At 28.7% G+C, this 25657-nt stretch carries 20 protein-coding genes; 8 read left to right on the forward strand and 12 right to left on the reverse strand.

The window, feature by feature from the left end:
• Window positions 1-105: 105 nt before the first annotated feature.
• On the forward strand, window positions 106-2559 hold the full coding sequence (locus tag HGB55_RS00055; RefSeq protein WP_168813407.1) for a M14 family metallopeptidase: 2454 nt from the start codon (window positions 106-108) through the stop codon (window positions 2557-2559).
• Window positions 2560-2742: 183 nt separating this feature from the next.
• Here HGB55_RS00055 and rimO read toward each other — a convergent pair whose 3' ends face one another.
• Entirely contained in the window at window positions 2743-4056 is a 1314-nt protein-coding gene (gene rimO / locus HGB55_RS00060; RefSeq protein WP_168813409.1) for a 30S ribosomal protein S12 methylthiotransferase RimO, read from the reverse strand.
• A gap of 89 nt (window positions 4057-4145) precedes the next feature.
• Here rimO and HGB55_RS00065 point away from each other — a divergent pair, with 89 nt between their 5' ends.
• Window positions 4146-5240, forward strand: coding sequence for a serine hydrolase (locus HGB55_RS00065; RefSeq protein ID WP_168813411.1), 1095 nt, complete (start codon window positions 4146-4148; stop codon window positions 5238-5240).
• A gap of 38 nt (window positions 5241-5278) precedes the next feature.
• Here HGB55_RS00065 and HGB55_RS00070 read toward each other — a convergent pair whose 3' ends face one another.
• The 6 genes from HGB55_RS00070 to HGB55_RS00095 all read right to left on the reverse strand — a co-directional run bounded on the left by HGB55_RS00070 (window position 5279) and on the right by HGB55_RS00095 (window position 9977).
• Window positions 5279-6928 (reverse strand): amidase family protein, encoded by a 1650-nt coding sequence (locus HGB55_RS00070; RefSeq protein ID WP_168813412.1) that lies wholly within the window; start codon window positions 6926-6928, stop codon window positions 5279-5281.
• Window positions 6929-7011: 83 nt separating this feature from the next.
• Window positions 7012-7965, reverse strand: coding sequence for a signal recognition particle-docking protein FtsY (ftsY, locus tag HGB55_RS00075; RefSeq protein ID WP_168813414.1), 954 nt, complete (start codon window positions 7963-7965; stop codon window positions 7012-7014).
• Window positions 7966-8053: 88 nt separating this feature from the next.
• Window positions 8054-8206, reverse strand: coding sequence for a DUF4295 domain-containing protein (locus tag HGB55_RS00080; protein WP_168813416.1), 153 nt, complete (start codon window positions 8204-8206; stop codon window positions 8054-8056).
• A 9-nt stretch (window positions 8207-8215) separates the two neighbouring features.
• Complete coding sequence (gene rpmG / locus HGB55_RS00085) at window positions 8216-8401, reverse strand: 50S ribosomal protein L33 (RefSeq protein WP_168813418.1); 186 nt, start codon at window positions 8399-8401, stop codon at window positions 8216-8218.
• 12 nt (window positions 8402-8413) lie between these two features.
• Entirely contained in the window at window positions 8414-8653 is a 240-nt protein-coding gene (rpmB, locus tag HGB55_RS00090; RefSeq protein WP_168813421.1) for a 50S ribosomal protein L28, read from the reverse strand.
• 79 nt (window positions 8654-8732) lie between these two features.
• Window positions 8733-9977 carry a competence/damage-inducible protein A gene (locus tag HGB55_RS00095; protein WP_168813423.1) on the reverse strand — a complete coding sequence of 415 codons (1245 nt, stop codon included), beginning with the start codon at window positions 9975-9977 and terminating at the stop codon, window positions 8733-8735.
• 99 nt (window positions 9978-10076) lie between these two features.
• On the opposite strand from HGB55_RS00095, the gene HGB55_RS00100 reads away from it, so the two are divergent.
• A complete protein-coding gene (locus HGB55_RS00100; protein WP_168813425.1) occupies window positions 10077-10490 on the forward strand; it encodes a hypothetical protein in 414 nt (137 codons plus the stop codon).
• 4 nt (window positions 10491-10494) lie between these two features.
• Here HGB55_RS00100 and HGB55_RS00105 read toward each other — a convergent pair whose 3' ends face one another.
• A complete protein-coding gene (locus HGB55_RS00105) occupies window positions 10495-11106 on the reverse strand; it encodes a fumarylacetoacetate hydrolase family protein (RefSeq protein ID WP_168813427.1) in 612 nt (203 codons plus the stop codon).
• A gap of 102 nt (window positions 11107-11208) precedes the next feature.
• The gene (locus HGB55_RS00110; RefSeq protein WP_168813429.1) at window positions 11209-12048 is read right to left on the reverse strand and encodes a 1,4-dihydroxy-2-naphthoyl-CoA synthase; all 840 of its coding nucleotides are present in this window, start codon (window positions 12046-12048) and stop codon (window positions 11209-11211) included.
• Between the two features lie 167 nt (window positions 12049-12215).
• Between HGB55_RS00110 and HGB55_RS00115 the strand changes: the two genes are divergently transcribed.
• Window positions 12216-14585, forward strand: coding sequence for a GAF domain-containing protein (locus tag HGB55_RS00115; protein ID WP_168813431.1), 2370 nt, complete (start codon window positions 12216-12218; stop codon window positions 14583-14585).
• Here HGB55_RS00115 and HGB55_RS00120 read toward each other — a convergent pair.
• Complete coding sequence (locus tag HGB55_RS00120) at window positions 14582-15820, reverse strand: Pycsar system effector family protein (RefSeq protein ID WP_168813433.1); 1239 nt, start codon at window positions 15818-15820, stop codon at window positions 14582-14584. The genes HGB55_RS00115 and HGB55_RS00120 overlap by 4 nt on opposite strands.
• A 74-nt stretch (window positions 15821-15894) precedes the next feature.
• Between HGB55_RS00120 and HGB55_RS00125 the strand changes: the two genes are divergently transcribed.
• From HGB55_RS00125 to HGB55_RS00135, 3 genes are read left to right on the forward strand one after another with little or no spacing between them, the layout of a single operon-like run.
• Window positions 15895-19596: a metallophosphoesterase gene (locus tag HGB55_RS00125; protein WP_168813435.1), complete on the forward strand. Its 3702-nt coding sequence runs from the start codon at window positions 15895-15897 to the stop codon at window positions 19594-19596.
• Window positions 19597-19618: 22 nt separating this feature from the next.
• Window positions 19619-20812 carry an alpha/beta hydrolase gene (locus tag HGB55_RS00130; protein ID WP_168813437.1) on the forward strand — a complete coding sequence of 398 codons (1194 nt, stop codon included), beginning with the start codon at window positions 19619-19621 and terminating at the stop codon, window positions 20810-20812.
• A gap of 15 nt (window positions 20813-20827) precedes the next feature.
• Window positions 20828-21985: a C1 family peptidase gene (locus HGB55_RS00135; RefSeq protein ID WP_168813439.1), complete on the forward strand. Its 1158-nt coding sequence runs from the start codon at window positions 20828-20830 to the stop codon at window positions 21983-21985.
• A 175-nt stretch (window positions 21986-22160) separates the two neighbouring features.
• On the opposite strand, the gene HGB55_RS00140 is transcribed toward HGB55_RS00135, so the two are convergent.
• Both HGB55_RS00140 and menD read right to left on the reverse strand, forming a co-directional pair.
• Window positions 22161-22574, reverse strand: coding sequence for a DNA-binding protein (locus HGB55_RS00140; RefSeq protein ID WP_168813441.1), 414 nt, complete (start codon window positions 22572-22574; stop codon window positions 22161-22163).
• A 3-nt stretch (window positions 22575-22577) separates the two neighbouring features.
• Window positions 22578-24245: a 2-succinyl-5-enolpyruvyl-6-hydroxy-3-cyclohexene-1-carboxylic-acid synthase gene (gene menD / locus HGB55_RS00145; RefSeq protein ID WP_168813443.1), complete on the reverse strand. Its 1668-nt coding sequence runs from the start codon at window positions 24243-24245 to the stop codon at window positions 22578-22580.
• Window positions 24246-24390: 145 nt separating this feature from the next.
• Here menD and HGB55_RS00150 point away from each other — a divergent pair, with 145 nt between their 5' ends.
• Window positions 24391-25512, forward strand: coding sequence for an AraC family transcriptional regulator (locus HGB55_RS00150; RefSeq protein ID WP_168813445.1), 1122 nt, complete (start codon window positions 24391-24393; stop codon window positions 25510-25512).
• Window positions 25513-25657 lie beyond the last annotated feature (145 nt).

A 25657-nucleotide genomic window follows, 5' to 3' on the forward strand; every position in this document is an offset into this window, starting at 1 on the left:
ACTACAATTTTTACACCTTTTTCTTAATAATTTAATCAAATGCTTATATAATCTTAAAAATTAAGTATTATTAATTACATTTGGCTTTTTTAAATTATTACATAAATGAAAAAAATCCTCTTAACATTCTTTACAATTTCATTATTATTTAGTTCAATTACTGCCCAAAATATTAAATCGCCAGCAGATTTTTTAGGTTATGAACTTGGCACACGTTTTACAAGACATTATAAAGTAATTGAATATTTTGACTATGTAAGTACTAATTCTGCTAATATAAAGCTTGAAAAATATGGTGAAACCAATGAATTTAGACCTTTATACATTTCATACATATCATCAGTAGAAAATATTTCTAATCTTGAAAAAATAAGAGAAAATAATCTTAAGAAAGCGGGTATAATTGAAGGAAATTCCAACTCTGAAACTGTTATTGTTTGGTTAAGTTACAATGTACATGGCAATGAGGCTTCGAGTACAGAAGCATCTATGCAAACATTGTACGATTTAATTACAAAAAAACAAGAATGGCTTAAAAATACATTAGTTATTATTGATCCTTGTATCAATCCCGATGGAAGAGATAGATATGTTAATTGGTATAATGAAACTAAAAGCACTCCATACAATGTGAATCCGGATGCCTCTGAACATAACGAGCCTTGGCCTAGAGGAAGAGCCAATCATTATTTGTTCGATTTAAATAGAGATTGGGCTTGGGCCAGTCAGGTTGAAACACAACAACGTTTGGTTGTTTACAATAAATGGTTACCACAGGTGCATGTAGATTTCCATGAGCAAGGTTATAATGAACCGTATTACTTTGCGCCGGCGGCAGAACCTTTTCATGAAATAATTACAGATTGGCAACGAGATTTTCAAACGCAATTAGGGAAAAATCATGCAAAATATTTTGACCAAAATGGATGGGGTTATTTTACAAAAGAGTTTTTCGATTTATTGTATCCAAGTTACGGCGATACGTACCCAACTTATATGGGAGCAATTGGTATGACTTACGAACAGGCCGGTATTGGTGCCGGATTAGGAATAACTTTAGAAAACAATTCTGTTCTTACTTTTGTTGATAGAGTTAAACACCATACAACTACAGGTTTATCAACCGTTGAATTATCTTCTAAAAATGCTGTAAAACTTATAACTGAATTTGGAAAATTCTTTGATAATTCTAATTTAAAATACAAAAGTTACATTTTAAGAGGAGACAAAACTAAAATTAAAAAACTTTCAGAATTACTTCACAAACACGGTATTGAAACGTTCCCTTCAGAAGAAAAATCACTAAAAGCTTACGATTATTATTCAAAAAGTGTAAAAACCATAAAAACAACTAAAAATGATTGGATAGTTTCAACCAATCAGCCTAAAGGAAAAATGGTGAAGGCATTGTTAGAACCTGAAGCTAAACTTACCGATTCTGTAACTTATGATATTACCGCTTGGAGTTTACCTTTTGCTTATGGTTTACAAGGGTTTGCATCGGAAGTTGAAATTCCTGTAAATAAAAATATTTCTTCTGAAAATTCAATCGTTAACAATGAAATCAACACAAATACCTATTCTTATATATGTAGATGGAAAGAAATTTCAGATGCCACATTTTTAGGAAAATTAGTGTCAAAAGGTTTTAAAGTTCGCTACAGTAATACTAATTTTTCTGTTGAAGGAAAAAATTTCACTAAAGGAACATTACTAATAATGAGAGGTGAAAACAGACATATTGAAAATTTTGACAAACTAATTGTTGAAACTGCTAATACATTAAATAAAAAATTAGAAACAACTAATACTGGTTTTGTTGATAATGGAAAAGACTTTGGGTCAGAAAACAATACACTTATCAGTAATAAAAATATAGCAGTTTTATCAGGTGAAGGAACTTCTTCATTAAGTTTTGGTGAAATTTGGCATTTTTTTGAAGCTCAACTAAAATATCCTTTAAATAATATCAATACTAAAAATTTAAATAGAATTGATCTTTCTAAATATGATGTTTTAATATTACCTGATGGATATATTGCAGATAAAGAAAGTCTTGAAAAACTTATTTCTTATGTTACAAACGGAGGTAAAATTATTGCTATTGACGGTGCTTTGGAAACTTTTTCAGACAAAGAAGGCTTTAATTTGAAAAAGAAAAAACCAGAAGAAAATAAAGAGCCTAATTTGTTACCCTATAATACTCGCGAAAGAGAATACATTAAAAACACAATTACCGGAAGCATTTTTAAAAGTACTATTGATTTTACACATCCATTAGCTTATGGCTATTCAAAAGATTATTACAGTTTAAAATTAGGAGCAAACAGTTACGAGTTATTAGATAAAGGAATAAATGTTGGTTATTTTAATAAAGATGCAACCAATATATCTGGTTTTGCAGGAGTTAACGCTTTAAAACTTGTCCCTGAATCTTTACTTTTTGGAATTGAAAATAAAGGTAGAGGAAAAATTATTTACATGGTTGATAATCCTCTTTTCAGATCTTTTTGGGAAAATGGCAAGCTATTTTTTGCCAATGCAGTTTTTTTAAATTAAGATCAAAATACTAGTTTATTAATATCCTAAAAGCTGTTTTAAAAGTAAAGTTTGAGTCAACCTGAACTTGTTTCAGGTTCTTATAATGATTTATTTTAGAACATTAAGATTCTGAAACAAGTTCAGAATGACGTTACATATTATTACTTTTAAAACAGCTTTTATTATTTTTTAATTTCCAAATTAGTTCACCGGTTCTCCGTACAAATCAAATTCAGTAGCTGAAGTAATTTTTACATTTGCAAATTTACCTACTTGAACATAATGTTTTGTGGCGTCAATCAACACTTCGTTATCAACATCGGGTGAATCAAATTCTGTTCTCCCAACAAAATAATTCCCATCTTTTCTATCAATTATAACCTTAAATATCTTATCAACTTTTTCTTGATTCAATTCAAATGAAATTTGACTTTGCAGTTCCATAATTTCATTAACACGATTCATTTTAACATCTTCAAGAACATCATCTTCTAAATTTGCAGCATGTGTATTTTCTTCATGCGAATAAGCAAAAGCACCTAAACGTTCAAAACGCATTTCAGCTACCCATTCTTTTAACTCTTTAAATTTCTCATAAGTTTCTCCCGGATAACCTACAATTAAAGTAGTTCTGATAGCCATATTAGGAACCGATTTTCTAAATTCAGCTATTAAATTGGTAGTTTTTTCATGTGAAGTACCACGTCTCATCGATTTTAAAATATCATCATTAATATGCTGTAAAGGAATATCCAAATAATTACAAACTTTCGGCTCGTTTTTAATTACTTCAAGCACATCTAATGGGAACCCTGTTGGAAAAGCATAATGTAAACGAATCCACTCAATGCCATCAACTTTTACCAATTCTTTCAATAAATCGGCTAAAGCCCTTTTTTTATAAATATCGAGTCCATAATACGTTAAATCCTGCGCAATTAAAATCAATTCTTTAATTCCTTTTTTAGCTAATTTAGTAGCTTCAATTACTAAATTTTCTATAGGTGTTGAAACATGTTTCCCTCTCATTAAAGGGATTGCACAAAAAGAACAAGGCCTGTCACAACCTTCTGCAATTTTTAAATAAGCATAATGCGTAGGCGTTGTTGTTAAACGTTCTCCAACCAATTCATGTTTATAATCAGCTTCTAAAACTTTTAATAAATTAGGCAAATCATGCGTTCCAAAATACTCATCAACATCAGGAATTTCTTTTTGCAAATCAGGTTTATAACGTTCACTTAAACAGCCTGTAACATAAACTCTATCAACTTCACCCTCTTCTTTTTTATTTACGTAGTGTAAAATTGTATTTATAGATTCTTCCTTGGCATCACCAATAAAACCACAGGTATTTATAACAACAATATTCCCTTCGTCATTTTCATCTTCATGAACAACATTTTTATTATTCGCTTTTAATTGTCCCATCAGCACTTCGCTATCGTAAACATTTTTACTGCAACCAAGTGTTACCACATTAATTTTATTTTCCTTTTTTGATTTTGTCCTCATTTCCTAATTTTAATTTTGCAAAGATACAACGTTAATTAAACCTTTTATATATTTATATGTCTTAAACTTGTCATTTACTACTATTTACTATGAAAAATTATTGGACATTATTTATTATAGTTGTGTTTACAGCATTTGCTAATTGTTCTACAGATAGCGATTCTCTTGTAAAAAATGATGATATTATTGATAATGAGTTATATTCCCCTCCAATAAATTCTGATATTTGGGAAACCATTTCTATAGAAGATTTAGACTGGAATTCTAATGCGCTTCAGCCATTATTAGATTTTTTAGATGAAAAAGGAACTAAAGCCTTTATTATTTTAAAAAATGGAAAAATTGCCGTTGAATGGTATGGTAATGATACTAATGTAAATACTAATTTAACATGGAATTCTGCAGCGAAAACACTTACTTCATTTTTAACAGGCATTGCTCAAGAAGAAGGTTTTTTGAATATTCATGATGCATCAAAAGAATATTTAGGCAATAATTGGACAAGTTTAACTGATGAACAAGAAGCTGAAATTACTGTTTGGAATCATTTAACTATGACAACAGGTTTGGATTATACCGTTGAAAATGCTAATTGTTTTGAACCTGAAGATTTGGTTTATAAAAATGAACCCGGTACATTTTGGTATTATCACAATGCACCTTATACCATTACTCATACTATTATTTCTAATGCCACAAATACAACTTTTGACAGCTATTTTAATACTAAACTTAGAAATAAAACAGGAATGAATGGCTTTTGGGTAACTATTGGTTGTTTTGATCTGTATTACAGCAATGCCAGAAGTATGGCACGTTTCGGACTTTTAAATTTGAATAAAGGTACTTGGAATACCAACACTATTTTAAATGATAAAAATTATTTTAATGAAATGACTACAACCTCTCAAAATCTAAATAAATCTTACGGCTATTTTTGGTGGTTAAACGGAAAAGAAAGTTATAGATTACCCTCTTCTGAAGCTGAGTATACAGGAAAATTAATTCCTTCCGCTCCCAATGATTTATTTGCCGCTTTAGGTAAAAATGATCAAAAATTGTATATTGTACCAAGTAAAAACTTGGTTGTAGTTAGAATGGGTGAAAATGCAAGTGATTCTCTTTTAGGACCAAGCAGCTTTGATTCACAACTTTGGGAGAAAATAAATACTTTAACAAATTAATAAAGTTTGAAAAACAATTCTAAATCATAGTATATAACTTAATTATAGTCTTTTGGGATTTTTCTAACATTTGTTAATTGCTCAAATGCATAACCAAGCTTTAATAATTTCTCTTCTTCAAAAGGTTTAGCGATAAAAGTTAAACTAATTGGCTCACCAGAATTTTCATATCCCATAGGTACCGATAAACAAGGATATTTTGCTACTGCAGCATAACCTGCATGGTAATTATTGATTGATAAAATTGCATCTAGATTATAGGTGTCCATTGGTGTTTTAAAAAACTCAATTCCACTATTATTTAATTTCAATTTAATTTCTTCAAAGTCCGCCACTGTAGTTGAATCTTTTACAATACCTTCAAATAGTTCTTGACCATACGGAGATCTTTTTACTGAATCTTGTATATTCAAATCTATAATATCTTTAATTGAGGTTATTGAAATATTTTTATCGGCATAATTTTTTAAATACTCCGGCAAATCATGTTTCATATCAATATTTAACAATGTTAAAAATCCATCAAGCGTTATTTGTGGTGGGTCATATTCAATAATTTCACCTCCTGCGGTTTTTATTTTTTCTATTGAAATACTGTAAATTGAATCTTTTAAAAGTTGCTTAATAACTCCAAACCTTTTTCCTTTTATGGATGAATTTGTTAAATTCTCAAAATAATTTATATTTTCATTCTTCTTTTTTGTTGCAATATCTTCAACATCTTCTCCAATCATAGCGGTTAAAAAAATTGCATTATCTATTATACTTTTTGTTATTGGACCCGGTGTATCTAATGTACTTGAAATAGGCACCATTCCTATTCTACTCAGCAATCCAACAGTTGGTTTTAATCCTACTACAGAATTTTTACTTGAAGGTGATAAAATTGAGCCCGAAGTTTCACTTCCTACAGCTGCTACTGCAAAATTTGCAGCCACTGAAACAGCACTTCCCGAACTTGAACCTCCTGTTTCAAAAATTTTTCTTCCGTAAGGATTTAAAGTTTGTCCTCCAATAGCACTATAACCAAGAGGACAACCCTCACAAAAATAATATGCCCACTCACTTAAATTTGCTTTTCCTAAAATAAGTGCTCCACTTTTTTTCAGTTGTTTAACAATAAATGCATCATCGGTATTTTTGTTGTCTTTTAATGCAAAAGCACCTGCCGTTGTTGGCATTTCTTTAGTATTAATATTGTCTTTTAACAAAATTGGTAAACCATATAATGTATTAATTAAACTATCTGGCTTGTTCTTATCTTTTTCCTTAGCCTCTTTTATTATAGATGGATTTAAAGCTATAATACTATGCAATGATAAATTATGATTACTTTCGAATTTTCGAATTCTATATAAATAGAAAAGCACAATTTTTTCATAAGATAAAATTCCATTTTTTACTGAAGTCTGCAAAGAAGGAATATCTTTCTCAATTATATATGGTTTTAAATTTTCATAATCTTGTTCTGAAAAATAAGCTAGATCTTCATCAAAAGACTTAAATACTTCATTCATATCTAAATATTTAGACTGAATCAGTTTAAATTTCATTCTATCAATTTCATGTTTATTCTGTATAGCTAATTCAGAAGTTTCATCATACGTTGTAAATTCAACAGGAGCTTCTTTCTTCTTACACGAAACTACTATCACTAAAAATCCTAAAATAAAAACTGCTTTTTTCATTATATATATTTTAAATAAAGGTATAAAAATAAAAAACCTCTTATATTTTAAGTATAAGAGGTTTAAAATTTTGTTTATTTTTTTTACTTAAAAAACGAATCTACAAATTCAATTTTATTAAATACTTGCAAATCATCTATACCTTCTCCAACTCCAATATATTTAACAGGTATTTGAAATTGATCTGAAATACCAATCACAACACCGCCTTTTGCTGTACCATCTAATTTAGTAACTGCTAATGAAGTAACCTCGGTAGCTTTGGTAAATTGTTTAGCTTGTTCAAAGGCATTTTGGCCTGTAGAACCGTCTAACACCAACAAAACATCGTGTGGAGCATCACCAACAACTTTTTGCATTACACGTTTTATTTTGGTTAACTCATTCATTAAATTTACTTTATTGTGTAAACGCCCTGCAGTATCAATAATAACAACATCCGCATTTTGAGCTACAGCAGATTTCAATGTATCAAATGCAACTGAAGCAGGATCACTTCCCATATCTTGGCGAACTATTGGAACACCTACTCTATCTGCCCACACTTGTAGCTGATCAATAGCTGCTGCTCTAAATGTATCAGCAGCTCCCAAAACAACTTTTTTTCCATTTTTAGTAAATTGAGCTGCTAGTTTTCCTATTGTGGTTGTTTTTCCAACACCATTTACGCCTACAACCATAATTACATACGGTTTTTTATCTTTAGGAATTACAAAATCAGTCTCATTTCCAAGATTAGTTTCGGCCAATAAACCGGCAATTTCTTCTCTTAAAATAGTATTTAATTCGTCTGTTCCTAAATATTTATCTTTTGAAACTCGCTCTTCAATTCTTTCTATAATTTTAAGGGTAGTTTCTACTCCAACATCTGAAGATATCAATACTTCTTCTAAGTTATCAAGTACGTCATCATCAACTTTTGACTTCCCTGCAACCGCCTTAGATAATTTAGAAAAAAATGATGTTTTGGATTTTTCCAAACCTTTATCTAAAGTTTCCTTTTTTTCTTTTGAAAATATTTTTTTAAATAAACTCATTTACTACAAATTATATAGTGTAAATATAAAAAAGAAAAGCTACCCTCAAAATATTGAAAGTAGCTTATATATAGTTTATGAACAAATATTATTTTTTGCTCAAAAAGTCTTTTACGTTTGTAGGATCAACAATAGCTTCAACAAAAGTGTAAGCTCCCGTTTTAGGAGATTTCACCATTTTAATAGCTTTTGTTAATCTTTTTGAACCTGTTTGTAATGATGCTACTGCTTTCTTTGCCATGATCCTAAATTATTTAATTTCTTTATGAACAGTCATTTTCTTCAAGATAGGATTGAATTTCTTAATTTCCATTCTATCAGGAGTATTCTTTTTATTCTTCGTTGTAATATATCTAGAAGTACCTGGTAAACCGGTAGCTTTATGCTCAGTACATTCTAAAATTACCTGTATTCTATTTCCTTTACTCTTTGCCATTGCCTTATGCGATTATTTTTTTAAAAAACCTTTTTCTCTTGCTTCTTTTAAAACAGCAGAGATACCTTTTTTATTAATATTCTTTAAAGCTGATGTAGATACTTTTAAAGTAACCCATTTATCTTCTTCAGGAATATAAAAACGCTTTTTAATTAAATTAGCGTCAAATTTTCTTTTAGTTCTATTCAATGCGTGAGAAACATTGTTTCCAACCATTGCTTTCTTTCCAGTAAGTTCACAAACTCTTGACATATTTCTGTACCTTTATTAGTGTAATCTCAAACGAGATGCAAAATTACAACATCTCTTCAAAATACACAAACTTATTTTATTAGTTTTTTAAAATTTCTTGTTTTAATAATTCCAATGCTTTATTTGAAGCTCTTTCAATTACCTTTTCTCGCGGTTTGCCAAAGAAATATTCATTAGAAATAATATGAGTTGGTGTAGCTATTGCAATAAATACTACTCCAACTGTTTTATCTGTTTTATCGGTAGTTGGACCTGCATTACCTGTTGTTGCAATAGCATAATCAGTTTGAAACTTTTGCTGTATCCCTTTAGCCATTGCCTCTGCAACCTGAGAACTTACTACCGAATATTTATCAATTATTTCTTCTTCAACATTCAGTTCCTTTATTTTGATTGAAGCTTGATATGCTACTATTGACCCTTGAAAATATTTTGATGATCCTGCAACAGAGGTTATTTTTTTTGCAATATTTCCTCCTGTGCAACTCTCTGCTGTAGCCAAAGTTTGTTTTTTTTGGGTTAACAAACTTCCTATTTCAAGTTCCAAAGTTTCTCCTTCATCAAAACCAACTATAATATCCGGAATTATATTGGATAGCTTCTTTACCTCTTCAGCAACTGAATCTTCTAATACCTTCTTATTAATACCTTTTGCTGTTAAACGTAATCTTACTTTTCCGTAAGATGGTAAATAGGCTAACTTTATAAAAGTGGGCAGCTTATCTTCCCATTGTTCAATACGTTCTGCAACCATACTTTCACCCATTCCATAAGTAATAATTGTTTTATGATATATATATGGTAATAAATACTTTTCTTGTAATTTAGGTAATACACCTTTAAGCATTAATTCTTTCATTTCGTATGGAACTCCAGGTAATGAAACAACAACTTTATTAGAATATTCAAACCACATCCCCGGAGCAGTTCCTAAAAAATTTTTTAAAGGTGTGCATTTTTTTGGCACCAATGCCTGATTTTTATTAATCTCTGTAAACGGGTAATTAATTTTAGCAAACATGTTTTTTATATGTTCAACTATGTCTTCATTTAAAATTAATTCGTCATCAAAATATTTAGCCAAGGTTAATTTTGTGATATCATCTTTTGTTGGCCCCAATCCGCCTGTAATTATAACAATATCAACATTAGACTCAGCTTCTTTTAAAGCTTTTAAAATATGCTGCTCATCATCTTGAATTGAAGTAATTTGATATACTGATACTCCTATTTTATTTAATTCTTCTGCTATCCATTTAGAATTAGAATCTAATATTTGTCCTATTAAAATTTCGTCTCCTATAGTAATTATTTCTGCATTCATTAGTAAGCGTTATTGTTGCGATAAATGTACAAATTACCACGCAACCTTTTTAACAAAAAAACATCTAATAATAAAAGAAAAAAATAAAAAAGGAACGCTATGATATCATCAGTAGAATTAAATAACGAAGAGTTACTTCAACAATTTGAAGATTGCACTTTAAATCCAAGTTTATTTACCCATGAAGTACTTTTAAAACTTACATGGATTTTAATTAATAAATATGGGTTAAAAGAAGCTATTGTTAAAAATTGTGAACTTAAAGAACAATACTACATTAAAGCTTTAAAAAGTAAAAAATTCAATATAGCTTTAACTAAAGCTTATACTGAAATTTTATATCATTTTATGCAAAAATCAACTACTAAAGATTTTGATAAGTTATTGCGTGAATTTCCGCGCTTGAAATACAATTTTAAAGATTTAGTTAGAACTCACTATGGTTATGATATTTTAAAAGAGCATAGAAAAGAAGTTCCTCCTTCATTTAATCCTATTTTATTTACATTTTAGTTTATTATTTGATTTTTACCGAAAACATCTCTTGGTCTTTAATAGCACCAATAAGAATATCATTTTCTTTTACACTTCCAACACCTGCAGGAGTACCCGTAAAAATAATATCTCCTTTTTTTAAGGTGAAAAATTGAGATACATACGATATAAGTTCATCTATTTTCCATAGCATAGTGCTTGTATTACCATCTTGAACCAGCTCATTATTCTTATGAAGTGTGAATTTTAAGTTATTTAAATCACCTAATTTTTCTTTTGGATAAAAATCACTAATTACCGCACTTCCATCAAAAGCCTTTGCTTTTTCCCAAGGCAAACCTTTTGCTTTACATTCATCCTGAACATCTCTGGCTGTAAAATCGATTCCTAAACCAACTTCTTCGTAATATTTATGAGAAAATTTTGGTTGAATATGCTTTCCTACTTTACAAATTTTCACCAATATTTCAACTTCATAATGTATATTGTTGGAAAATAATGGTATTACAAAAGGTTGTTTTTTACCAAGTATAGCCGAATCAGGCTTTAAAAATATAACCGGATTTTCAGGTTTTTCGTTTTCTAATTCTTCTATATGTTTAGCGTAATTGCGTCCAATGCAAATTATTTTCATATATCAATGTTAATTGTTTAATTGTGTAATTGTGTAATTAAAATTTTAAAACCCGATAGTTGGAATTATTAGTCATAAAAAAATTGTCAATTATTAATTAACCTAAGGAATCCATTTTTTCTCAAAATTAGGCTTACGCTTTTCTAAAAAAGCATTGCGCCCTTCTTTGGCTTCATCAGTCATATAAGCCAATCGAGTTGCTTCACCTGCAAAAACTTGTTGACCAACCATACCATCATCCGTTAAATTCATTGCAAATTTTAACATTTTAATAGATGTTGGTGATTTTGCCAATATTTCCTGAGCCCACTCATACGCAGTATTTTCTAATTCATCATGAGGAATTACTGCATTTACCATTCCCATTTCGTAGGCTTCTTGAGCCGAATAATTTCTTCCTAAAAAGAATATTTCACGCGCTTTTTTTTGTCCAACCATTTTAGCTAAATAAGCTGAGCCATAACCACCGTCAAAGCTGGTAACATCAGCATCTGTTTGCTTAAAAACAGCATGTTCTTTACTAGCTAAGGTCATATCACAAACAACATGTAAACTGTGACCACCACCAACTGCCCAACCCGGCACAACCGCAATAACTACTTTAGGCATAAAACGAATTAAACGCTGCACTTCTAAAATATTTAACCTGTGATAACCATCTTCTCCAACATAACCTTGATGTCCCCGTGCTTTTTGATCTCCTCCACTACAAAATGAATACACACCGTCTTTAGTTGATGGCCCTTCTGCTGAAAGTAATATAACACCTATTGAAGTATCTTCTTGTGCATCATAAAATGCATCGTACAATTCTTTTGTGGTTTTTGGTCTAAAAGCATTTCTAACATTTGGCCTGTTAAATGCAATTCGAGCTACACCATTGTACTTTTTATAAGTAATATCTTCAAACTCAATTGCAGTTTTCCACTTAATTTCTTTCATCTTTATCTTATAATTTAGAGGTAAAAATACTGCAAAATTATGTGGAATAAAAAATTATTCTATTTATTAATTGGTTTGTTTTTAATATTTCTATAACAATTCTAAATAAAATAAATATTGTATTTTTGACTTGTTATAAAGTTGGTATTTATCTTAAAACTTAGGAAATGAGAGTATTCACTAATCTTACTAAAAAAACAGAACTACCCTTAAAATTTAAAATAAGTTTTGAGCCTGTTTATGAGTACCTTGAAAATATTGTGAAGGATAAAGATCATTATCTACACAGTACAGCAAAGAGTTTATTGGAGAAATACAATAAATACCCTATTTTAAGAGACGGTTTTTACGACTTTAATTATTTGGAAAAATACAATACAGAAATTGATGAACTTTTAAATGTTATTTTCCCTAAACCACTACAAAACAATGAAATAAAGGCAGTTACCATACCGTTGATATTTACAACATTTAAGTTATCTAATAAATTTGAAAAGATTTTTGAAAATGCCGGAGATAATCCTGAATTTAAACTGCATAACTTTGACCAAGATAATTTATACATTTTAGCTTGTACTTTAATTTTAATTCATAATTACAATGTTGATATAGATTTTAGCCGTCCTTTTTATTTTGAAATTCCTGATCAGAAAAGAGGAATTACTTGTCATTATCGAATTGTTTCGAGCGGTGGTTTTTTCAAAGTAAAACCTTTAAAAAATGCTGTACCTATTACAAATGATGATATTCATTTACTTATAGATAATTTTCATAATATTGATCTTTGGAAGGAAAAATTCCCTCCTGAAAGTTATGAGTTTATAGGTTTTGATATTGTAAATTTATTTGATATAACTTCAGATCATGCATTATCAAAAGTTAAAGAAAACCTGCTAAAGAAAGATGAAAAAACATTTGACTCATTAGAGCAAAGTATCTCAAATTTGTTTGGAACTTCTAATATTAAATTTGGTTTTTCAGGATTCAATTTAAACAACGAACGTGTTATTTTTAAATATAGAAGTGCGGTAATTTTAAATACATCGGATTTTGATAAAGAAAATTTCTTTTGTAAAGAAGTAGCTACTAAAGTTTTTGAGAAAAAAGAAATTATAGCAATTTCTAATGTTGATACTTACGGAATACAAACGAAAAAGAACGGATTATATCAAGTACTAAAAAAACAAGGTATTCAAAGTATTGTTTTGATTCCAATTAATTTGAATAATGACATATTTGGTGTTTTAGAACTTTCATCAAAAAATAAATACGAACTTAATTCGGTAAATGTTCAAAAACTGGAAGATGTTATTTCAGTCTTCAAAATTGCCATCCAAAGATATATAGAAGAGTTTGAAGCTAATATTGAGTCTGTTATCCAAGAAAATTATACCTCATTACATCCATCTGTAAAATGGAAATTTTACGAAAAAGCTCAGGAATTTATTTTAAATATGGAATTTAACAATAACGAAACAACCTCATTAAAAGATATTGTTTTTGAAAATGTAATTCCGTTATTTGGCGAGTGTGATATTAAAGGTTCTTCTACTGCAAGAAACCAAGCTATTCAAGAAGATTTGATCAAACAGCTTTCGTTAGCGTGGTCTATAATTACAAAAGCAAACAAAAAGTATAAACTACCAATATATGAAGATTTAATTTTTAGAATTAATGAATCTTTAGAAAATATTAAAAAGAGCTTAAATTCAGGAGATGAAAACTCCATAACTCATTTCCTAAATAAAGAAATATATCCTGTTTTCAATCACCTAAAAAAAATAGATAAAGATTTAAGTGATGATATTGATAATTACATGATGCAAATTGATGAAAACTTGCATGTAATTTATGATAAAAGAAAAAAATTTGAAGATAGTGTAACTATTTTAAATGACAAACTGTCCAAATTTATTGATTACAAACAAATTGAAGCTCAAGAAATGTTCCCTCATTATTTTGAACGCTATAAAACTGATGGAGTTGATTATAACATGTACATAGGTCAGTCTTTAGTAAAAAATTGCACTTACGATACGGTTTACTTATCTAACCTTAGACTTTGGCAATTAAAAATGACCTGTGAACTCGAAAATATTGCAAGAAATTTAAAAAGCAGTATTCCATACCCTTTAGATATTGCCTCATTAATATTGGTACACAGTAATCCGCTGTCAATAAGGTTTAGAATGGATGAAAAGAAATTTGATGTTGACGGTGCTTATAACATTAGATACGAAATTATAAAAAAACGAATTGACAAAGCTCTCATTAAAAATACCAATGAAAGATTAACACAACCTGGTAAAATCGCTATTGTTTACAGCAATAACAATGATTACGATGAATATATGAAATACATCAAATACCTCCAATCAAAAAAATATTTGTTAGAACTTGTTGAAGATTTGGAAATAGAAGATTTGCAAGGAGTTTCGGGATTAAAAGCACTAAGAGTTAGTGTAAATTATAATAACACTCATAAAAATAAAATTGCTATTGATGAATTTAATGAAATAATAAAAAGTGAAAATTAAAGAATACTTGCAATAAGTTCACTATTATTTTTCATTATAACAAACGATATAACGTATACAATTACAGATATTACAACTCCAAACATAAAAATTGTATAAGCTATTCGCAATAATTTATATTTCTTTTCAAGAACAAGACCTAAAAAATATAAATCTTTCATTAATGATTTGTATAAATAATCTTTATCACTCATTACATCCATCATCCCCTCTTGAAAATCTTCCAATGGCATTTTATTAAAATTACCAAAAAACAATAAATTAACTTTTCTGTTTTTTATATCTTCTTTGGTAAAATTTCCTGAAGTTACTTTTGGTCGTGTTGATAAAATGGAAAATATCATTGTAACAACTGTAATGAATAAAAAAATCATTGTTGGATAAATCAAATAATAATTATCGGGCTTATCTAATTTAGGGAATAGACTTGATAAAGCTATTGATAAAATAATTGCACTTACTGAAAGTAAAATATTGGCTTTTGTATCAGCTATATCACTTAATTTTAAATGATTTTTAAGTGTAACACGGTACATAGTTTCAATACCTCTTTCCGGAATATTATCTTTATCTTTTTTACGTTTTAAATCATCTTTTTTTAAGCTTCTTTTGAATTCTTCCTCCTCATTTTTAGCAATAGCTTTACGTAAATCTTTTTTCACCTTTAACAAATTCAGGTTTTTTTGCTCGTTTAATTTATCAAAAGCATATTGCGTGTAAAACTTATGTTTGGTTAAAAATTCTTCATTTTTTTTATACCATTCAATATTAGAAAACATTTTACCGCTTAAACTTTCCCATTCCGATCTTAACAATCCTGATTTTTTATTAAAACTCTCTAAACCAACATGATGCAAATCTGCATCACATAAAATTTCTTCAATTTTGTTTTTTGGCTCAACTGTTAGTTTTGTAGATTCAATAGCAGAACAAACTTTATCCGTTTTTTCTTTATCATAACCTTTTTCAGTTAAATAATTTTGAGCAATTTCTTTACTTTTATCTTCATGATTTTTATAATCAATCGTGAAACCCGAATCGTGAAACCAAGAAGCCAGTAAAACTATCTCTAAATCACTTTCAGAAATATGTTCGGCAATTGCAATTTCATTTGCAGTTTCTACAACTTGTAGTGTATGGTCAAAATTATGGTAAACAGCTTGAGAAGGTAATTCATTTTTATATAAATTAAATATATACGTTTTAACTTCTTCAAAAAAATAATTATCTAACATATCATTAAAAAATAAGTGCGAGTTAAAAATACAAAAATTTATGTACATTTATTTTTCTAAAACTAAATTTAAATATGCAATTAAAAACCTATACTAAACTTAGTATTTTAGTTAGTATTTTTTTTTCAAGTTGTGCAACTTACGATTTACAATACAGTAAATCTGTTTCAAACTTAAATACTGAAAATGGTGAATATACTGGTGATGAAATAGAGCACACATTTTACTTTATAGGAGATGCCGGAAATGCACAAGAAGGTGAAAACTTGAGTCATTTTAACTTATTAAAAGAGGAACTTACTTTAGCAACTAAACATACAAGCCTATTATTTTTAGGAGATAATTTATATCCGAAAGGTTTACCGGAGAAAAATAATCCAGATAGAGCTTTAGCCGAACATAGATTAGATGCCCAAATTGATATTGTAAAAAACTTTAAAGGTCAAACTACTTTTATTCCAGGAAATCACGATTATTATAGCGATGGTATAAAAGGTTTAGAAAGAGAAGCAGATTACGTGACAAAAAAATTAGACTCTAAAGATGCTTTTTTACCTAAAGACGGTTGCCCTTTAAAAAAAATTAAAATAAATGATAGTGTTGTTTTAATAATTGTTGACTCTCAGTGGTATTTAGAAGATTGGAATAAAAACCCGACAATGAATGATGATTGTGATATTAAAACACGAGAAAAATTCTTTGATGAATTTGAAAGTTTGATCAAAAAAAATAATGACAAAACAATACTTGTGGCAATTCATCATCCATTATTTAGTAATGGCTCTCATGGCGGACAATTTTCATTAAAAGCACAATTTAAACCTACAGACTTATTAGTACCTATGCCAATATTAGGCACTATGGCTAATATTTTTAGAAGAACCAGTGGAATTTCTCCTCAAGACATGAACAACTCCATTTATTTAGAGTTAAAAAACCGCATTGTTACCATTTCTCAAAAAGCCGAAAAAATAGTTTTTATATCGGGTCACGAACATAACCTCCAATATATAGTTAAAGATAATTTAACTCAAATTGTTAGTGGTTCAGGTTCTAAAACTACTGCTGCCAGAGTAATAAATGGCAGTGAGTTTGCTTACGGTGGTTTAGGATATGCAAAATTAGTTGTTTATAAAAATGGTTCAACTTGGGTCTATTTCTATTCCGAAATAAACAGTGAAAAGAAATTATTATTCAAAAAAGAAATTTATCCTCCTAAAAGCAGTAAAAAAGAATATAATTTTTCTGATGATTTTCCTAAACATGTTTCAACTTCAATTTATAATACTAATGAAGTCTCTAAAGGGAAATTTTTCACCTCACTTTGGGGAAAACATTACAGAAAATATTATGGAACAAAAATTTTAGCTCCAACTGTAAATTTAGATACTTTATTTGGCGGATTAACTCCTACAAGAGAAGGTGGAGGAAATCAATCACGGTCTATACGATTAGAAGATAAAGACGGTAAAGAGTATGTAATGAGAGCATTACGCAAAAGTGCCACAAGATACATACAAGCTGTTGCCTTTAAACAGCAATATGTTGAAGGTCAATTTGAAAACACCTTAGCTGAAGATTTATTATTAGATATTTATACAACAGCGCATCCCTATATTCCTTTTACTATTGGCAAATTATCTGATGCAATTGATGTTTATCATTCAAATCCGGCGTTATATTATATTCCAAAGCAAAATGCTTTAAACCAATATAATGAAAAATTTGGTGATGAACTATATATGATTGAAGAAAGAGCAGCTTCAGGACATGGTGATGTAGAAAGTTTTGGATTTTCAAATGAATTGATAAGTACCGATGATTTACTAATTAACCTGAGAAAATCTGACGATTATTATGTTGATGAAGATTCGTATATCAGAGCTCGATTATTTGATATGCTAATTGGTGATTGGGACAGACATAATGACCAATGGCGTTGGGCAGAATTTAAAGATGGTAAAAAAACTATGTACAAACCTGTTCCAAGAGACAGAGATCAGGCTTTTTCAAAATACGATGGCTTAATTTTAGGTTTTTTAACTCGTGCTATACCTGCTTTAAAATTAATGCAAGTTTATGATGATGATATTCGAAGTGTAAAATGGTTCAACTTAGAACCTTATCCACTAGATATGGCACTTATAAATAAATCTACTTATAAAAATTGGCAAGAACAAGTAGCTTACATTCAAAAAAATATAACCGATGAAGTTATAGAAAAAGCTTTTAACATAGTGCCAAATGAAGTAAATGATGAAACTATAACTGAAATTAAAATCAAGCTAAAAAATCGTCTTAAAAATTTACCGGAAATTTCTAAAAAATATTACAATCAGCTTTCCAGAATTGGAGCTGTAAAAGGAACCGATAAAGATAACTGGTTTGATATTGAACGTTTAAATAACGGAAATACGTCTATTAAAGTCTTCAATATAAAAAAAGGAGAAAAAGGAAGTAAGATTTTAGAAAAAGTCTATCATAAAAAACAAACCAAAGAAATTTGGATTTATGGCTTAGATGATGATGATGTTTTTAATGTTACCGGAGAAGAAAAAGATGTAATTCCTTTAAGAATTATTGGTGGTCAAAACAATGATACTTATACTATTGAAAATGGAAAAAAAGTTACTGTGTACGATTTTAAAACCAAAAAAAATACCTTTACCACAAATAAAGGGAAATACAAACTTTTAGATGATTATGAGGTAAATACCTACAATTATAAAAAATTGAAATACAATCAAAATCAATTATTACCATCTATTGGAGCAAATCCTGATGATGGATTTAGAGTTGGTATCAAAAATATTTATACAACTTATAAGTTTGAAAGAAATCCTTTTACACAACAACATACACTAACAACAGCTCATTACTATGCCACTAAAGGATTAGATTTTTCATACAATGGAGAATTTGCAAACATTTTTAATAATTGGAACTTTTTACTAGATGCAAGATATACAACACCAAATTACAGTTTGAATTACTTTGGATTTGGTAACGATACAAAAAATTTAGAAGATGAGTATGGCGAGGATTACCACAGAGTTAAAATAAGCATTTATTCTTTGACTCCGTCAATAAAATGGAAAGGTCGTTTAGGAGCAGAATTTAAAGTTGGAAACACAATTGAAAGTATTGAAGTTGAAAATACGCACGGAAGATATATTAATACAGTACCTAACCGAATTGAGAACAGGCAAACTTATTTAGGCTTATATACTTCTTATTTTTACGAAAATTATGACCACAAAGCTTCACCAACTGTTGGTATGAATGCTGAAATTATAGCAGGTTGTAAAACCAATTTAGATAAAAAAAGTGAAAATAATGCTTACATAACACCATCTTTCAGCTTTAATTACAAACTTGTACCCAGCGGTAAACTTGTATTTGCTACAAAAGTAAAAGGAAATATAATAATTGGTGATAATTACGAGTTTTATAATGCAGCTAGTATTGGTGGTTTAGATGGGTTACGCGGTTATAGAAACCAACGTTTTACAGGCGATAGATCATATTATCAAAATACCGATTTACGCTATCATATTAAAAACACAAAAACCAAGTTTATTCCTTTAGAAATAGGTGTATTTGGTGGTTTTGATTATGGTAGAGTTTGGCTTAATAATGATAAATCCAAAAACTGGAAAACTTCTTATGGCGGCGGTTTATGGATTGTAGGTGCCGAAATGTTAAACTTAAATTTGTCCGTTTTTAATTCAAATGATGGAGCTTATGTTAGGTTTGGATTTGGATTTGGCTTTTAATTAATTATAAAATATTAGAACTATGAAAAATATAATTTTTAAAAAACACTTGTTATTTCTATTAACAATCGTTTTTATTAACAGTAGTTTTTCGCAAGATATTAAACTTAAAAAATTCAATTCGGCTGAACTAAATAACGATCGTTATTTAAAAATATACATTCCTCCAAGCTATCACTTAGATTCTGCAAAAGTGTATCCGTTAACTATTGTTTTAGATGCCGAATATTTATTTGATGTTTACGTAGGCAATGCTATTCTTTTTGCAAATAAAGACAAAGCTCCGGAACAAATAATAGTTGGTATTAACCAAAATCAGTACAATGAACGATATGAAGACTGTTCTTATCAAATAGAAAATAGCTTTCCAACCGAACAAGGCGAAGCTTTTTATAGATTTGTAAGAGGTGAATTATTTGAATATTTTGAAGAAAATTATCGTATTTCTCCATTCAAAACCATCGTTGGAAACACATTAACTGCAAACTTTATCAATTACTTTTTAATTGAAGAATATCCCGGTTTTAATGCATTTATTAATATCAATCCGTATTATGCGTTAGATGTGCCAACCATGATACAAAATAAAATTCCTACTTTAAAAGATGAAAACATTTATTACTATTTATGTGGAGGAGAATATAATTCGGAAAAATGGCAAACACCCATTAATACAACCAATTCACTATTAGCTAGTACAGATAATCCTAAATTCAAATATAAATTTGACACTTTTAACAACAGCATAGCATCAATAGGGCAAGCAATACCAAGTGCAATGGCTTTTATTTTTGAAATGTACTCTGCAATTTCAAAAGAAGAATTTGATAAAAATATAAAAACCTTATCTCCGGCTGACGCTATTGCTTATTTAGAAAATAAATATGTAGAAATTGAATATTTATTTGGCAGTAATTTAAAAATTAGAGAGCGTGATATTTTTGCGATTGAACCCATAATTTTAGATAAAGAAAATGGTGATTACCTTAAAAACTTTGGTGAAATAATCAATAAACTTTATAAAGAATCTCCTATTGGAGATTATTATATTGGCAGATATTATGAAACCGGAGGTAAATACAAACAAGCTTTAAAATATTACAAAAGCGGTTATATGAAGTTGCCTGAAGACGACCCTAATGCCGATGCTTATTATGGAAATATTGAACGTGTTCTTAATAAAAAAGAAGGCATATTTGACGAACAAAAAAACTAAATAAAATTTATACAAATGAAACGCATTTTTCTTTTTATCACATTTTTTACAATAACTACACTTTTTTATGCTCAGGAAGATACTGTAGTAAAAGTTAACATACCTAATGAGCAAAAATATGAATTTACACCTATTATTGATATAGAGGCTTCTGCAGTTAAAAGTCAGGGAAATACAGGTACATGCTGGAGTTTTTCAACTTCATCTTTTATTGAATCTGAAATTTTTAGAAATACGGGCAAAATGATCGATATTTCTGAAATGTACACTGTTCGAAACACTTATCCTGAAAAAGCATGGAATTATGTAATGCGCCAAGGTAAAATACAATTTAGCGAAGGTGGTTTGGCACACGATGTGATCAATTCTATAAAAAAATATGGATTAGTACCTGAAAGTGCTTATTCCGGTTTGTTAAATAATTCAACAATGCACAACCATGCAACTATAATTCCAGACCTTGAAAAAGTTTTAAATGCTTATATTAAAAATGATAAAGATTCTGACTATCCTAATTGGAAAGTTGCCGTAGATTCTATTTTAGATAAGCATTTAGGTAAAACACCTGAAAATTTCAATTATGAAGGTATTACTTATACTCCAATGTCTTTTTTAGAAATGACAAAGATAAGCACCTCTAATTATGTTACTTTAACTTCATTTATACACCAACCGTTTTACAGCCAATTTATTTTAAATATTCCTGATAATTTCTCGAACGGAATTTTTTATAACATTCCTCTAAATCAATTGGTTTATGAGGTTGACAACGCTCTTAAAAAAGGATATACATTAGCATTGGATTGTGATGTTTCAGAAAAAACTTTTTCTCAAAAATATGGTGTTGCGGTGGTTCCAAAACAAGTAGAAGACTCTACAAAATGTTTGACTTATATTGTTGAAGAAAATACTATTACTCCTGAATTCAGACAAGAAGAATTTGAAAATTACAATACAACCGACGATCATTTAATGCATATTGTAGGTTTAGTAAAAGATCAAAACGGAAATGAATATTACAAAGTAAAAAACTCTTGGGGAAGTACAGGTAAACGCATTGGAAATGGCGGTTATATTTATATGAGTAAAGCGTTTTTTAAATTAAAAACCATTTCTGTTTCAGTACATAAAAATGCTTTAAGTGATGAAGTAAAAAATGAACTTAAAATTTAAACCTTTTTATAATAAAAAAATTGTTTAAAAATAGGTGTACACGTCATTCTGAACTTGATTCAGAATCTCATCATCTTGAATGCTAATAATTATACGAACCTGAAATCGAAGATTCAGCGTAGCTAAACAAGTTCAGGTTGACGAAAAATTTGCTTTTTAAACAGTTTTTTATAAACTAAACCAATCTAATTCCTTCTTCAGAAATTGTAATTAATTTTTGTCTAAACAAACCGCCAACTGCATTTTTAAAAGCTTTTTTACTCATTCCTAATTGGTATTTTATATCATCCGGCGAACTTTTATCGTTCAATGGTAAAAAACCTTCATTCTGTTTTAAAGCATTTAGTATTTTAATCTCGTAACTTACAATAGTCTGCTTAAAACCAATTGGTTGCAAGCTTACATCAAGTTTTTCATCATCACGAATTTTCTTTATATAGCCAATCAGTTCTTGTCCCTCACTAATTTTTTGAAAAAGTTCATTTCTATATAACAAACCTTCAAATTCATGCTCAATCAATACTGTAAAACCCAAAGCTGTTTGCCTTACAACAATTAAATCTACCTTATCTCCTACTTTTAATTCCATTATTTATACTTTTAAATTGTTGAAATATGATTTTAATACTATATCGTTCTTTTCTCTAGGCGTAAAAATTTCTACTAATTTAGGTTTGTCAGACTCATTATAAAAATCAGAAAGTTTTACATTTAATTCCTCTTCATCTTTAACTGTAATATATTCAAAATTATACATTTTACATATATATTTTGCAGTTAAATTATGAGGTGTTTCAAAATAATTCAAGGCATTGGTTTGGTTTGGCCCGGGAATAAACCTAAAAATACCTCCTCCTCCATTATTTATTAAAATAATTCTAAAAGATTTAGGTATATAACTGTTCCACAAAGCATTACTATCATAAAAAAAACTAATATCACCTGTAATAAAAACTGTGTTTTCTTTAACAATACTTGCCGCACCAATTGCTGTACTTGTACTGCCGTCAATACCGCTTGTCCCTCTATTGCAAAAAACACGTAAACTTTTATTGATATCGAACAACTGAGAATACCTAATAATTGAACTGTTACTTAACTGTAACTGTGAATTATTTGGAATTGAAGGTAGTATTTTACTAAAAACTTTTAAATCAGAGTATTCACAATTATCAATAAACTCTTGGTGTTTTTGTAATCTGAACGATTTTTTATTCAACCAAAATTGCTGATAATCGCTTTCTTTTAGCTTTGTTAAAAAGAAAAACTGACTAAAAAAGAGTTGTGATGAAATTTTAAAATGATGCTCTAAACAATGAAACGTATCAAAAGCTTTTTTAGCATCTACATGCCAATGATGTTTTGGCTGATATTTTCTTAAATGTTGTTTTATTTTTTTTGAAACAATCATTCCTCCTAAACTCAATAAAATTTCAGGTTGAAATTGCTCTAATTCGTCTTCAACAAAAGGAAAAATAAGCTTATCAATACTATTTATAAATTTCGGATTTGAAACATTTGCCGTATTTTCAATTAAAATTAAAACAGAAGGATCTTTAGCTAAATGCTCTAACTGTGTTTGCAACAATTCATCAGGAAAATGCTCACCAACCAATACTATTTTTTTAGTTGAAACATTCCAAATATCAGCAAATTTTTGGAGCTCATCTACTTCTAGTGGAATTTCATCCAGTAAACTATCTTTTAATTCTTCTTTCACTTCAACTTCTTCAAACTTAAAATCTTCAAATTCATATAAAGGCTCATCAAAAGGTACATTTATATGTACTGGACCCTTATTGGCTATTACTGCTTCAAACGCATTTTTAAGTATAACATCATCGTTTTCATTACCTAAATTTGCGCTAAATTCTATATGATTTTCAAAAACATTTTCTTGCTTAATAGTTTGTCCGTCTCCAATATCAATTAAGTGTTTGGGTCTGTCGGCAGAAATAACAACTAAAGGTATATTACTGTAAAAAGCTTCAGAAATTGCCGGATAATAATTTAACAATGCAGAACCCGAAGTACAAACAATTGCCACCGGTTTTTGCAATTGCTGAGCTATGCCCAAAGCAAAAAAAGCTGCACAGCGTTCATCTACAACACTGTATGTTTTTATTTTAGGATGATTAGAAAACCCAATTGTTAAAGGTGCATTTCGAGAACCAGGTGAAATTACTACGTGTTCAATTTTATATTTTACACAAGACAAAATTACTTGTTGAGCTAAATTGTTTAGTGGAAATTCCGGCATGTACTTTTTAAATTAAGATTACAAAGTTACATAAAGTTATTGTAGTTTTTATAATTTGGGTATAGTTTTAAAATTGATAATTATCATACAAAAACTATACGAAATACTCTAATTTTAATTGTCCAATAAAAATTATATATACATTTTGTTAAAACTACTATCATTACTTTCTCCTTTATTTATAAACTTATTTGGCGCTATAATTTTACTTGCCACATCAAATAAAAATTATAAGAATAGGTTTTATTTAGGGTTGTTTTTTGCTAACAGTTTTATAATTTTTACAGGTCATTTTTTATCATTTTTAAAGTATTGGGAGCTATTTAAATATATTGATTTTCTATTTTTATCGGCATTACTAGCATTTTACCCTCTCTTTTATTTGTTTATTAAAAGTGCTTTTAATTATAATATTTTATCTCCAAAAAACATATATCATTTCATCCCTTCAATTGTAGTTGGAATTTTAATGCTTGCTACAACTGTTTATACCGGTTCTAAAAGTTATACTATTTATATGAATAATAATTTATATAATAGTCCAATTAACAATAATGGCGCTTTAATTTTAGCTTTTATTTACAAAGGAAGCAGAGCTTTTCATCTTTTACAAATTCTATTTTATAATTTTATAACTATTAAATATATTATTGCTGCTAAAAAAAACATACACAACTCTTTTTCTAATTTGGATAAATATCAAGAAAAATATTTTTACATAGTTACAGTATCGTTTATTTTATTAATGTCTATTCCAGGTTTTTTTGTAACTTTTATAGGTAGAACTCCCTTTATCTCAAATGATATTATGCTTTTTTTAGTAACATGTATTTTTACATTGTTATATATAATTTTAGCCGTTATAGGAATACAACAAAAACCTTCAGAAAGCCACTTTTCTGATTTTGAAATTAATGATGAATTGAATCATAACAATGAGTTATTAGAACTCGAACAGCATCTTATTGAATATTTTAATAAAGAAAAACCTTGGCTTAATCCCGATTTAAATATTTGGGATGTTGCCAAAAATATTGGCACAAACCGCTCTTATGTTTCTAAAATAATAAATGAAAATTTAGGAAGTAATTTTAATCAGTTTGTAAATAATTACAGAATTGAAGAAGCTAAAGAATTATTAAAAAAATCTCCTGAACGTACAATAGGAGAAATTAGTGAACTTTCGGGTTTTGGATCGGTAAATTCATTTATCAGAATATTTAAACAAACTGAAAATTGTACACCTACTAAATTTAAAAAATCTTAAAGTTTTTTTACCATTTGAATATAGTTTTATACGATATAAAACATATTAAACAGATATACTTTATAATTTTATACTCACAAAAACCACTGAGTTTAACTTAAAATTTGAGATTTTATTGCTATGCTCAAAAGTAATTATGTAACCC

Source organism: Lutibacter sp. B1, assembly GCF_012524075.1.
In the GTDB taxonomy this organism is placed as follows: domain Bacteria; phylum Bacteroidota; class Bacteroidia; order Flavobacteriales; family Flavobacteriaceae; genus Lutibacter.

Coding starts and splice junctions, on each gene's coding strand:
- HGB55_RS00070 (WP_168813412.1), bottom strand. CDS start 6,928: ATGAAAAAAGCAGTTTTTATTTTAGGATTTTTAGTGATAGTAGTTTCG.
- rpmB (WP_168813421.1), bottom strand. CDS start 8,653: ATGTCAAGAGTTTGTGAACTTACTGGAAAGAAAGCAATGGTTGGAAAC.
- rpmG (WP_168813418.1), bottom strand. CDS start 8,401: ATGGCAAAGAGTAAAGGAAATAGAATACAGGTAATTTTAGAATGTACT.
- HGB55_RS00080 (WP_168813416.1), bottom strand. CDS start 8,206: ATGGCAAAGAAAGCAGTAGCATCATTACAAACAGGTTCAAAAAGATTA.
- HGB55_RS00110 (WP_168813429.1), bottom strand. CDS start 12,048: ATGAAAGAAATTAAGTGGAAAACTGCAATTGAGTTTGAAGATATTACT.
- HGB55_RS00125 (WP_168813435.1), top strand. CDS start 15,895: ATGCAATTAAAAACCTATACTAAACTTAGTATTTTAGTTAGTATTTTT.
- rimO (WP_168813409.1), bottom strand. CDS start 4,056: ATGAGGACAAAATCAAAAAAGGAAAATAAAATTAATGTGGTAACACTT.
- menD (WP_168813443.1), bottom strand. CDS start 24,245: ATGCCGGAATTTCCACTAAACAATTTAGCTCAACAAGTAATTTTGTCT.
- HGB55_RS00140 (WP_168813441.1), bottom strand. CDS start 22,574: ATGGAATTAAAAGTAGGAGATAAGGTAGATTTAATTGTTGTAAGGCAA.
- HGB55_RS00100 (WP_168813425.1), top strand. CDS start 10,077: ATGATATCATCAGTAGAATTAAATAACGAAGAGTTACTTCAACAATTT.
- HGB55_RS00120 (WP_168813433.1), bottom strand. CDS start 15,820: ATGTTAGATAATTATTTTTTTGAAGAAGTTAAAACGTATATATTTAAT.
- HGB55_RS00055 (WP_168813407.1), top strand. CDS start 106: ATGAAAAAAATCCTCTTAACATTCTTTACAATTTCATTATTATTTAGT.
- HGB55_RS00105 (WP_168813427.1), bottom strand. CDS start 11,106: ATGAAAATAATTTGCATTGGACGCAATTACGCTAAACATATAGAAGAA.
- ftsY (WP_168813414.1), bottom strand. CDS start 7,965: ATGAGTTTATTTAAAAAAATATTTTCAAAAGAAAAAAAGGAAACTTTA.
- HGB55_RS00115 (WP_168813431.1), top strand. CDS start 12,216: ATGAGAGTATTCACTAATCTTACTAAAAAAACAGAACTACCCTTAAAA.
- HGB55_RS00065 (WP_168813411.1), top strand. CDS start 4,146: ATGAAAAATTATTGGACATTATTTATTATAGTTGTGTTTACAGCATTT.
- HGB55_RS00130 (WP_168813437.1), top strand. CDS start 19,619: ATGAAAAATATAATTTTTAAAAAACACTTGTTATTTCTATTAACAATC.
- HGB55_RS00135 (WP_168813439.1), top strand. CDS start 20,828: ATGAAACGCATTTTTCTTTTTATCACATTTTTTACAATAACTACACTT.
- HGB55_RS00095 (WP_168813423.1), bottom strand. CDS start 9,977: ATGAATGCAGAAATAATTACTATAGGAGACGAAATTTTAATAGGACAA.